We start from the raw sequence: 10,438 nt of genomic DNA, 5'->3' as shown, positions 1-10,438 counted from the left end.
ATCAGAGATGTGTATAAGAGACAGGTACAGCGACACCAGGGGTTGGATGACGACGGTCGGCAACTGCGCGGCCGGCTGTGGGAGCGCCAGCGCGCCGACGAGCCCAACGATACCGCCGACGAGCGCCGCGGCGGCAATAACGATGAACAGCAGTCCGAACAGCGTCAGTCGGTCGCCCTCGGTGAGCCGGTAGCTCTCCTTGAGCGCCGCGACGAAGTGCCGGTCTTCGACGATGACGTACGGCATCATGAAGATGAACGCGACGTAGGCGAAGATGCCAGGGATGAGGAGCAGGACCGACCCGACGAACACCAGTAGGCCGTAGACGATCCCGCCAACAAGCACGTTCACCATCGCTAGCGGCACGTTCCGCGTGAACGCTCCCTCGGGGAAACTGTCGCGTGTTCCGGTAGCGAACGTCCGGAAGGACACGATGGTGAGATACAGTGAGACCACAGAGCCAATGGCGATACCGGCACCAGCGACATTGAGCGAGATGTCGAGGGTCAGCGGCAGGGCTGCGGCAATCTCACCGTATCCCATTCTGGCGTAGGTCGTCGCCAGGATTGTGTTGAACAGTGCTTGAAAGCTAGCCATCAGGGCAAAAAACGCTACGAGTAGTATCGCGCCGGTACGACTGAACAGCCGATACCCCGCCTCTTCGAGGACGGAGCCGATTTGGAGGGCCATCAGGGGAGCGCTTCGACAAGCGGGGGCATAAGTGTTGTCTCAGTGTGAGAAAGCCACTCGGTTCACGCGTCCGATTCCGACCCGCTTTCGACGAACTCGATTAGCTCCTCGGCCGGGACGAACCCGTCGGCACGGCGGTCGATAAGCTCCCCGTCGGCAAACAGCAGGAGCGTCGGGACGCTCCGGACGTCGAACGCGTCGACGGCATCGAGGTCGCGTTCGGGATTGAATACGACTACTGTCGCGTCGGTGGCCTTCGCGGCGATGTCGAGTATCGGCTCCATCGACTTGCAGATTGTACAGCCGCTTGTCCGAACCATCGCCAGTACGCGGTCGGCCGTCGCCAGCACGTCGTCGAGTTCGTCCCGCGTTTCGACCGTCCGAACGCCGTGTTCCGTTGTCGTGTCCATATCTTCGGTCGTGGTGTCCATACAGTCAGTACGTGCCACAGCGCGAAGAACCCCGCGACGGGTCACAGCCGCTCAGCCGCGGTTGCTGTGCGTGGCCGTCAGTCCTCGATCTCCCGCACGACCGACGCGGGGTTCCCCTGAACGACGACGCCAGCGGGAACGTCGTCAGTGACGACAGCGCCGGACCCGATGACGGCGTCGTCGCCGACAGTGACGCCCGGATTGATGACTGCCCGGCCGCCGACCCAGACGTTATCACCGATAGACACCGGCTTCCCGTACTCGACGCCGCTACGTCGTTCGGCCGGGGCAAGCGGGTGCGTCGCGGTGTAGATGTGGACGCCCGGCCCGAGCAGGCAGTCGTCGCCGATATCGACCCGGCACACGTCCAGCACGACGCAGTCGAAGTTCGCGTAAAAGCCGTCGCCGACGTGGATGTTGTCGCCGTAGTCACACCGGAACGGCGGTTCGACGTGGCAGTCCGCGCCGACGGAGCCGAACAGGTCCTCGACGAGCGCCTGTCTGGTGTCGGCCGCCGACGGGTCAGTCCGGTTGTACTCCCGGGTGAGTTCGTTCGCCCGCTCGCGGGCGGCGACGAGTTCCGGGTCGCTCGCGTCGTAGCGCTCGCCCGCGAGCATCTTCTCCTTCTCAGAGGACATGGCGACCAGCCTCCGAAGTGTCACTCACTGCGTAGCGAGGGATACTCATAGTGGGCCGTCGGAGCGCCCTGATAAGAGGTGTTGGGGTTGGCAATCCCGAACAATAACCCCCTCCGCAAGCCAGTTGAACAATCCACGCGGGGTGGGGCTTTCTGGCTGTTCGAAGTCTCACTCACGTACCGAAACAGTGCCCATACTGCTAGCCCGGAACGGATTTATAGTCGACCGTCGCCTACCATGGTTCGTGAACCGCACGGCAGCGCTCGACGCAGTCGTCTTCGGTGTCGACATCCAGAGCGGCGACGTGCGCGGTGACGCGCCGTCGTACGCGCTGGTGGTCTTCGACGGGGAATCAGTCGAGCGAGACGTGGTCTCGCGGCGGAAGCTCCGCCGGCGCATCGACGACGAGGAGCCGGCTATCGTCGCGACGGACAACATGTACGAACTCGCCGAGGACAAGGACGCCCTGATCCACGTCCTCGGGTCGCTCCCCGACGAGACGAAACTGGTGCAGGTGACCGGCGACGAGCGGCCGGAACCGCTCTCGCGGGTCGCCAAGCGCCACGGCGTCCCCTACGGCAAGGACCCGATGGAGGAAGCCGAAGCCGCAGCCAGACTGGCCGCTGCCAACGTCGGTCAGGAAGTGTCGGCGTTCACCGACACGACGGAGGTGAAGGTCTCGCGGGGCCGCTCGACCGGGAAAGGCGGGTGGTCCGAGGACCGCTACACGCGGCGCATCCACGGCGCAGTCCGGAAGCGCGCCCGTGAAATCGAGTCCGAACTCGACGCGGCCGGTCTGGAGTACGAACGGGACGTGACCGAGAAGTACGGCGGCTTCTCCAACGCCGTGTTTCAGGTGTCGGCCCGACCGCAGGAGATCCCCGTATCGAGAGCGCGTTCGGGCGATACGCGCGTCGAAATCGAGCGCCAGCGGCGGGACGGCATCGAGTTCAAGCCGCTGGCGAAGCGGCGCGACCACGTCGTCGTCGGCGTCGACCCCGGGACGACGACGGCTGTCGCCATCGTTTCCCTCGACGGCACTGTACTGGACGTGTACTCTTCGCGCACCGACGACGCCGCCGCGACGACGGAGTGGATCATCGAACGCGGGCGCCCCGTGGTCGTCGCCGCCGACGTGACGCCGATGCCCGAAACCGTCGAGAAGCTCCGGCGCTCGTTTAGCGCCGCGGGCTGGGAGCCCGACACGGACCTCCCGGTCGACGAGAAGAAACACCGGACCCGCGAGGAGGCCTACGACAACGACCACGAGCGGGACGCGATGGCCGCCGCGCTCTACGCCTTCGACCACCACGCCGACCAGTTCGAGCGCGTCGCGAGCAAGGTGCCGCCACAGCACGACGTGGGGCCGGTCATCGACCGCGTCGTCGCCGGCGAGGAGAGCGTCGAAACGGTGTTGCGGGACCTCGAAGACGACGACAGCGAGGACGAGGACGGCACGGCCCACGAACCGCGGGAACTCACCGACGACGAGAAGGAAATCAAGCGGCTGAACGCCCGCATCGAACGGCTCGAATCACACGTCGACGACCTCAAAGAGACGATCAAGCGCAAGGACGACCAGCTCGCCGAGAAGGACAAACAGCTGGAGAAGGCCCGCAGCGAGGGCCGGCGCGAAGTCAGGAAAGACCGCGAGGTGACGCGGCTACAGCGACGCAACGAGGCCCTCGAACGGAAAGTCGAGGAAGAGGAGGAAAAACGCGAGGCGCTTTCCGACAAGCTCGACCGGCTGAAGGCGCTGTGGAAGCTCGACCACTCGAACTTCGCCGACGTGTCGGAGAAACAGGAGGGACTGACCCCGGTCAAGGTGGTCGAGCAGTTCACCAGGGACGCCATCGCGGACGCCGACGAGCGGTTCGGCCTCGTCGAGGACGACATCATCATGTTCCGGGACGCCTCGGGCGCGGGCCGGTCGACGGCGCAGCAGTTGGCCGACATCGACCCGGAAATCGTCCTCCGGAACGGCAATCTCTCCGATATCGCCGATCAGGTCCTGTTCGACAACGACATCCCCGTCGCGCCGGCGGAGATGGTCACCGTGCAGGAAGTCGACGAACTGGCCGTCGCCCGCGAGGGCGAAATCGAGGCCGCAATCGAGGACTGGGAGGAACGCGCCGCCGACCGCCGGAAGGAACAGAACGCGGAGATGGTCGACCAGATCATCAGCGAACACCGGGCCGACCGGCCGACAAGCGAGAACTAGGCGCTGTCCGGGCTGTCGGCGGACAGTAGCTGTATGGAACCCGTTCGGCGTGTCACTGACTCGCCGACGAGCCGTCTGTACTGAGTGGTTATATCCTTCGGGTACCTCTCTCTCGCATGGATGACCAGTGTCGTGTTCTGGCGGCCGCACTCGAAACGCTCGGCGATGTCTTCTACGTCTACGACGCGGACGGCCGGCTTGCCTACTGGAACGCCCGACTGAACGAACTGTTTGGCCTGACGGACAGCGAACTGTCGGGAACGGACCCGACCGAGTTCTTCGTCGCTGACGACCGTCCAGCCGTTGAAGCAGCCATCGAGGAGGTGTTCGACTCGGGGCAAGCAACCGTCGAAGCGCGAGCCGAGACGACGGAGGGAGTGGTGACGTTCGAACTCAGCGGTCGGCTTCTCACGGCGGACGACGGCACAGTTCAGGGATTCAGCGGTGTGGGTCGCGATATCACTGACCGGCGTGAACGTGAGTGGCATCTCAAGCGACAGAACGAACGGCTCACCGAGTTCGCCGACCTCCTGGCACACGACCTCCGGACGCCGCTTGCCGTCACCAGCGGCCACCTCGAACTCGCAGCCCGGGAGCTGTCGCCTGATCGTATCGAAGCCGCCAGAGACGGGCTGGGACGGTTAGAAGCGATTATCGACGACATGCGGACCGCGACCAAGGAGGGGACGCTGGCGGCCGACAAGCGGACTATCAATATCGCCGACGTGGCAACGACGGCGTGGGCCCACGTCGAGACCGACAGCGCGGTGCTTGAACCGCCGCCGTCGGTACTGGTCGAGGCCGACGCAAAGCGACTACTTCGGCTGTTCGAGAACGTCTTCGCCAACGCCGTCACACACGGCCCAGAACGCGACGAACGCGCGTCTGGCGAGGAACGCGACGGTGACGCGACCGGCATAACAGTTCGTGTCGTGCCGACGCCCGACGGCTTCGCGGTCGAGGACGACGGTCGGGGCATCGACCCCGACGATCGGGAGTGGGTGTTCGAGCCGGGCGCGTCACGGGCGGCTGACGGGACCGGCTTCGGCCTCTATATCGTCAGGACAATCGCCGAGGCCCACGGCTGGACAGTACGTGCCACAGCGGGAGAACACGACGGCGCGCGGTTCGAGTTCGACGTCGATGCGGACACCGCCTGTTAGTCGCGCTCGCGTCAGGGCATACCGTCGCCGCCCATGCCGCCACCGCCCATGCCGCCGCCACCCATCCCGCCCATCCCGCCGCCGAGTCCGAACGCGCCGAGCAGGCTCGTGACGAGACCGTAGACGACCAGCCCGAGACCACCGACGACTAGGGCGATGCCGACGGCGACGATGGGTGCCTTCCACGCGACCAGACCGATGCCGGCGAGCAACACGACGATGCCGCCGATACCAACCGCACCGAGTTTATCCAACATACCCGTGTAGGCCAAGCGGGCGGACAAAAGCCCGTCGGTCAGTACTCGAACTCGGTGTCGACGTTCTGTGCCGCCGCGACCATCTCGGCAATAGTGTCCTGACGGCGCAGCAGCCGCATCGTGTCGCCCTCGACGTCGAAGGTTCCGTCCATCGCGGCGGCGGAGATGTCGAGGTCGCCCTGCAGCATCGTGACCCACTCGCTGTAGGGGCCACGGAACGCGAAGTCGTACTCGGGGTCTGCGACCGTTCCGGCGGCGGTACAGACACCGTCCTTGATCACAACGACGAACTGTATCGGTTCACCGGTGTAGGCGTTGTCGGCGCGGATTTCGAAACAGAATACAGCGGTGAAGTCGTCGGCGCTGTCGGCGAACTCGGACCGGTCGTTTATCCGGTCGCGCCACGCGGCAGCCCAGTCATCGGCCTCGGTCGGCAGCGTCACAGTCATTGGCAGGCGGTATGCAAGGGGGGCTTTTCTGTGTTGTCCTCCGCCACTACGCCCGCGCCCGGCCGACGACCACGACGGCGGCGAGCAATAGACTGCCCCCGACCAGAAACCATGGGCCGACCCGCTCGCCGAGCAGGGCCGCGCCGAGCGCGGTCCCGACCAGTGGCTGGGCGACAAACAGCACCGAGACGGTGCCGGCGTCGACGTATTCCAGCCCCTTGTACCAGAGGTACCACGCCGCCGCGGTAGCGAACACGCCGAGATATGCGACCGCGCCGAGTACTGCCGGGTCCGTCGGCAGCGAACTGATCGGGCGGCCAAGTAGCCACAGTTCGCCGGCCGACAGGACCGCGAGCATCGGCGTCGCCGTGACGGTGGCGTAGGTAGCGGTCTCCAGGGCCGAGAACCGCGCCACGAGCGGTTTGCCCCAGACGGTGTAGGCGGCCCACGCGACGCCAGCACCGAGCAGCGCGAGGACGCCCGCCGGGTCGAGCGTTCCGTCGAGACCGCTGTCCACGACGACGAGCACCGTGCCCGCGATTGCGAGGCCGACACCGATGGCTTTCGCACGGGTGAGTCGCTCGTCGACGACGACGGCGGCCAGCAAGAGTGCGGCGACCGGCGTTGCGACGGTGAGAAGCGACCCCTGGCTGGCGGTCGTCAGGTCGGTCCCAACGAACTGCGTGACGATGGTCGCGGTCACCAGCGCGCCGAGACCGACGAACCCACGCCAGTCGGCTCGGGTCAGCGAGCGAGTGGCCACCGTGGATTTGACGACGGCGACCAGTAGTACTGCCCCGATAGCGACGCGGAGAAACCCCAGCGTGACGGGCGGAATCGCCCCGAACCCCCACTTGCTGACGACGTACATGCCGCCCCAGAGGACCGCGGCCAGAAGCGGCGCAAGCACGCCAATCGTTCGGTCCAGCCGGCTCATCATATTCGGCCAGTCGCAACTGGGCGACAGGAGAGAGATGGCATCAGATGCATAGGTAGTGTGTCGTTGGTTCGAAACTGGAACGGTGGTGGTATCAGCGGCGCGATTCGCCGCCGAGATACAGCCGGGAGACTTCGGGGTCATCGAGCAGCGAGTCCGCCTCGCCCTCGAACTTGACCGTCCCCTGATCGAGGACGAACCCGCGGTCGGAGATGCCCAGCCCCTCCCGAGCGTTCTGTTCGACCATCAGAATAGACGTGCCCAGTTCGTTGACCGTCTCCACGTCGTCGAACACCTCCTTGGCGGTGTTCGGTGCCAGCCCGGCGCTCGGCTCGTCGATGAGGAGCACATCCGGTTCCATCACGAGCGCGCGGGCGAAGGCCAGCACCTGCCGCTGGCCGCCAGACAGCGTCTTCGCGTTCGCGGTACGCTTGTCGTCGAGGATGGGGAACCGGTCGTACAGTTCGGCCACGACCTCGTCGAGGCCGCCGTCGCGGGCGACCCCGCCCATCCGGAGGTTCTCGTCGATGGTCAGCGAGCCGAACACGTTCTCGGTCTGTGGGACGTAGCCGACGCCGATGCGGACGATGTCTTCGGGAGCCATCCCGCCGATTTCGCGGTCGCCGAGACGGACCGAGCCAGTCCAGGGCTCCAGCATCCCGAACACCGTCTTGAGGACGGTGGACTTGCCGGCTCCGTTCGGGCCGACGAGGCAGGCAATCTCCCCCTCGCCGAGCGTCAGCGAGAGGTCGTCGAGCACCTGGACCTCGCCGTAGCCGCTGTCGACGCCGTCGACGGTGAGGATCGGGTCGGTCATTCCGACGGCCCTCCCAGATAGGCGTCGATGACGCGCTCGTCGCTCCGGACCGCCTCGGGCGGCCCCTCGACGAGGACACTCCCCTGATTGAGGACGATAATCGGGTCGGCCAGCCGCATGATGAAGTTCATGTCGTGTTCGATGATGAGGAAGGTGATGCCCTCCTCGTTGAGTTCCTCGATGAACCCCGCCAGTTTGTCGGCCAGCACGGGGTTGACGCCGGCGACGGGCTCGTCGAGCAGGAGCAGGTCGGGTTCGGCCATCATCCCGCGGGCCAGTTCGACCAGTTTCATCTGCCCGCCCGAGAGGTCCGTCGCGGGCTGGGTGGCCAGGTCACCGATCTCGAACCGTTCGAGCATCTGTTGGGCCTGTTCCAGCGAGCGCCGTTCCTCCTGTTCGACGGTGTCAGGCGAGGTGAACAGCGGAATAATCGACTCCCCGGTCTGGTTGTGCGGTCCCACCAACAGCGCCTCCCGGACGGTCATTCCCTCCGGTTTGCGTGGCGTCTGGAACGTCCGGATCATCCCCTGATCGGCGATCTGGTGAGGCTTCTTTCCGGTCACGTCGACGCCGTTGACCGCGACGGAGCCCGCATCGGGCTCGTAGAAGCCCGACACGAGGTTGAACAGCGTCGATTTGCCGGCACCGTTCGGACCGATGAGGCCCGTTATGGTGCCGCGTTCGACCTCGATGGACGCGTCGTCCGTCGCCACGAGGCCGCCGAAGCGTTTCTCCAGGCCCTCGGCACGGAGGACGGGGTCCTCCTTCCCGAGAATCGGGCCGTCGGAGACGAGTGACTGCTCACTCATTGCGACCACCGCCCAGCGAGTCGGGCCAGATGAGTTCGCGCTCCGGCGGGAGAATCCCCTCCGGGCGGAGCCTGACGATAAAGATGATGAGCAGGCCGACCAGCATGAGCCGGAGCGGTGCCGCGCCGATGGGCAGCGCGCCGGTGTCGGTCATGAATCGGGTCCCCTGCTGGATAGCGACGATAGTGAACCCGCCCAGCATCGCACCGCGGTCGCTGCCGGTGCCGCCGAGGATGACGGCGACCCAGACGTAGAACGTCGTGATCGGCTGGAGGTCCTGCGGGCTGACGAACAACACGAGGTGGGAGTAGAACACGCCCGCGAGCGCCATGATGAGGCTCCCGATAACGAAGGCCTGCATCTTGAACGCGAACGTGTTCTTGCCCAGCGTCTCCGCGAGGTCCTCGTCGGTCCGGATGGTTCGCAGGACGCGGCCCCACGGCGACTGGTGGATGCGCCGGAGGAACAGGTAGACGGCCGCGACGATCACCGTGACCAGCACGACGTTCAGCGCGCTGGTGACGACCGACTGGCTCATGTAGAACAGCGAGGTCCCGCCCACGTTGAACACGTAGGGGTAGGTCAGGTCGCCGAGTACGGGCCAGTCGGAGAAAAACAGCGGGATGCCGGTCAGCCCGGCGCTGCCCGCCGTCCACTGGGATTCGTTGAGGATGAAGATACGGACGACCTCCGCGAGCCCCAGCGACGCGATTGCGAGGTAGTCGTCGCGGAGTTTCAGCGTCGGATAGCCGATGATGACTGCGAGCACCGCGGCGAGACCGAGACCGCCGAACAGCGCGACAATGGGGCTGACACCGCCGGATATCGGCGAGCCGGACGCCGTCAGCAACGCGGTCCCGTACGCGCCGAGGCCGAAGAAGGCCGCGACGCTGAAGTTGATCATGCCACCGTACCCCCACTGGACGTTCAGCCCCATCGAGAGGAGCATATACATCGCCGACAGCCCGACGAGATACAGCAGGTACGCCGGGGCGAGGAAGCCGGTGATGACCGCAAGGAGCAGGAGCGCGGCGAGCGCGCCGAGCAGCCCCGCGACGCCTTTCTCCCGGGGCGAATACCCACCGACATCGAGCGTGCTCATGTCATATCACCCGCGATGCCGCGGGGCCTAACAAGCAGGACTGCGACCATGATGACGAACGCGACAGCCGGCGCGTAGGCGTTGCTGATCGGGAGGCCGATATCACCGAGCAGCGGCGTCAGTTCGTGGAGCATCCCGATGAGCAGCCCGCCGAGCATCGCACCGTACACCGAGCCGATGCCGCCGAGGATGACCGCGGCGAACACGACCAGCAGGATGTTGAACCCGATGCGCGGGTCGAGCTGGCTGTACAGCGCGAGGAAGACGCCACCGGCGGCGGCCAGGGCGCTGCCGACGACCCACATGACGAGGATGACGCGGTCGGTTCGAATGCCGCTCACGCGTGCGAGGTCGGGGTTGTCGGCCGTCGCACGCATCTTCCGGCCCAGCGTCGTCCGCTGGAGCAAGAGGTGCAGAGCGACGACGAGTACCGCCGCGCTGACGATGATTGCGACGTCGCGCTGTGTCACTGCGACGTCGAGCGTGTCCAGCAACACCGGAATCGGCCCGCTGCGGCGGATATCGTACTGCAGGAAGTCCGTCCCGAAAGACGCCTGTAGCACTGCGCGGTAGACGAACGCCACGCCGATGCTCGTGATGAGCAACCCAATCGAATCCGTATCGAGGGGCTTGTACACGAGAATATGGGTGAGGACAGCGACGACGGCCGCTAGCGCCATTCCGACTGCCAGGGCGATGAAGAACCCGATCGGGAGACCGAGAACGGTGCCGCCGAGACCGCCGAACACGCCGAACGCGACGAGTGCCCCGTAGGCACCCAGCGTCATCGTATCGCCGTGTGCGAAGTTCGCGAAGTCGGCGATGCTGTAGACCAGCGAGAGCCCGATACTCCCGAGGATGATGATACTACTGAAAACGAGCCCGTTTGCCAGGTACTGTAATATCTGCGCCATTGGTGAAAAT

The 10,438-nt window shown here is 65.6% G+C and carries 12 protein-coding genes; 2 read left to right on the top strand and 10 right to left on the bottom strand.

Annotated features, from left to right (window positions below):
* The 3 genes from C442_RS02230 to C442_RS02220 form a co-directional block, all read right to left on the bottom strand.
* Positions 1-690 (bottom strand): glycerophosphoryl diester phosphodiesterase membrane domain-containing protein (locus tag C442_RS02230; protein WP_008307460.1); only part of this gene is annotated, 690 nt, incomplete at its 3' end.
* Between the two features lie 62 nt (positions 691-752).
* Complete coding sequence (locus tag C442_RS02225) at positions 753-1,100, bottom strand: thioredoxin family protein (RefSeq protein ID WP_049942774.1); 348 nt, start codon at positions 1,098-1,100, stop codon at positions 753-755.
* Between the two features lie 98 nt (positions 1,101-1,198).
* Positions 1,199-1,759: a sugar O-acetyltransferase gene (locus C442_RS02220; RefSeq protein ID WP_008307456.1), complete on the bottom strand. Its 561-nt coding sequence runs from the start codon at positions 1,757-1,759 to the stop codon at positions 1,199-1,201.
* A 244-nt stretch (positions 1,760-2,003) separates the two neighbouring features.
* Here C442_RS02220 and C442_RS02215 point away from each other — a divergent pair, with 244 nt between their 5' ends.
* Positions 2,004-3,980, top strand: a complete 1,977-nt coding sequence (locus C442_RS02215; protein ID WP_008307455.1) for a DUF460 domain-containing protein — start codon at positions 2,004-2,006, stop codon at positions 3,978-3,980.
* Positions 3,981-4,096: 116 nt separating this feature from the next.
* Complete coding sequence (locus C442_RS02210) at positions 4,097-5,143, top strand: sensor histidine kinase (protein WP_008307454.1); 1,047 nt, start codon at positions 4,097-4,099, stop codon at positions 5,141-5,143.
* A gap of 11 nt (positions 5,144-5,154) precedes the next feature.
* On the opposite strand, the gene C442_RS02205 is transcribed toward C442_RS02210, so the two are convergent.
* The 7 genes from C442_RS02205 to C442_RS02175 all read right to left on the bottom strand — a co-directional run bounded on the left by C442_RS02205 (position 5,155) and on the right by C442_RS02175 (position 10,428).
* Positions 5,155-5,400 (bottom strand): DUF7470 family protein, encoded by a 246-nt coding sequence (locus C442_RS02205; RefSeq protein ID WP_004590621.1) that lies wholly within the window; start codon positions 5,398-5,400, stop codon positions 5,155-5,157.
* A gap of 38 nt (positions 5,401-5,438) precedes the next feature.
* Positions 5,439-5,849 carry an SCP2 sterol-binding domain-containing protein gene (locus C442_RS02200; protein WP_008307451.1) on the bottom strand — a complete coding sequence of 137 codons (411 nt, stop codon included), beginning with the start codon at positions 5,847-5,849 and terminating at the stop codon, positions 5,439-5,441.
* 46 nt (positions 5,850-5,895) lie between these two features.
* A complete protein-coding gene (locus C442_RS02195) occupies positions 5,896-6,789 on the bottom strand; it encodes a DMT family transporter (RefSeq protein WP_008307450.1) in 894 nt (297 codons plus the stop codon).
* A gap of 91 nt (positions 6,790-6,880) precedes the next feature.
* Positions 6,881-7,603, bottom strand: coding sequence for an ABC transporter ATP-binding protein (locus C442_RS02190; protein ID WP_008307449.1), 723 nt, complete (start codon positions 7,601-7,603; stop codon positions 6,881-6,883).
* Positions 7,600-8,412 carry an ABC transporter ATP-binding protein gene (locus C442_RS02185; protein WP_008307448.1) on the bottom strand — a complete coding sequence of 271 codons (813 nt, stop codon included), beginning with the start codon at positions 8,410-8,412 and terminating at the stop codon, positions 7,600-7,602. Before C442_RS02185 ends, C442_RS02190 begins: the two co-directional genes overlap by 4 nt.
* Positions 8,405-9,514, bottom strand: a complete 1,110-nt coding sequence (locus C442_RS02180; protein ID WP_008307446.1) for a branched-chain amino acid ABC transporter permease — start codon at positions 9,512-9,514, stop codon at positions 8,405-8,407. Before C442_RS02180 ends, C442_RS02185 begins: the two co-directional genes overlap by 8 nt.
* Entirely contained in the window at positions 9,511-10,428 is a 918-nt protein-coding gene (locus C442_RS02175; RefSeq protein ID WP_008307444.1) for a branched-chain amino acid ABC transporter permease, read from the bottom strand. Before C442_RS02175 ends, C442_RS02180 begins: the two co-directional genes overlap by 4 nt.
* Between the last annotated feature and the right edge of the window lie 10 nt (positions 10,429-10,438).

This window comes from Haloarcula amylolytica JCM 13557, from assembly GCF_000336615.1.
Taxonomy (GTDB): domain Archaea; phylum Halobacteriota; class Halobacteria; order Halobacteriales; family Haloarculaceae; genus Haloarcula; species Haloarcula amylolytica.
Note: the sequence above shows the minus strand (reverse complement) of the source record. Positions and strands in the feature narration are given on the sequence as shown.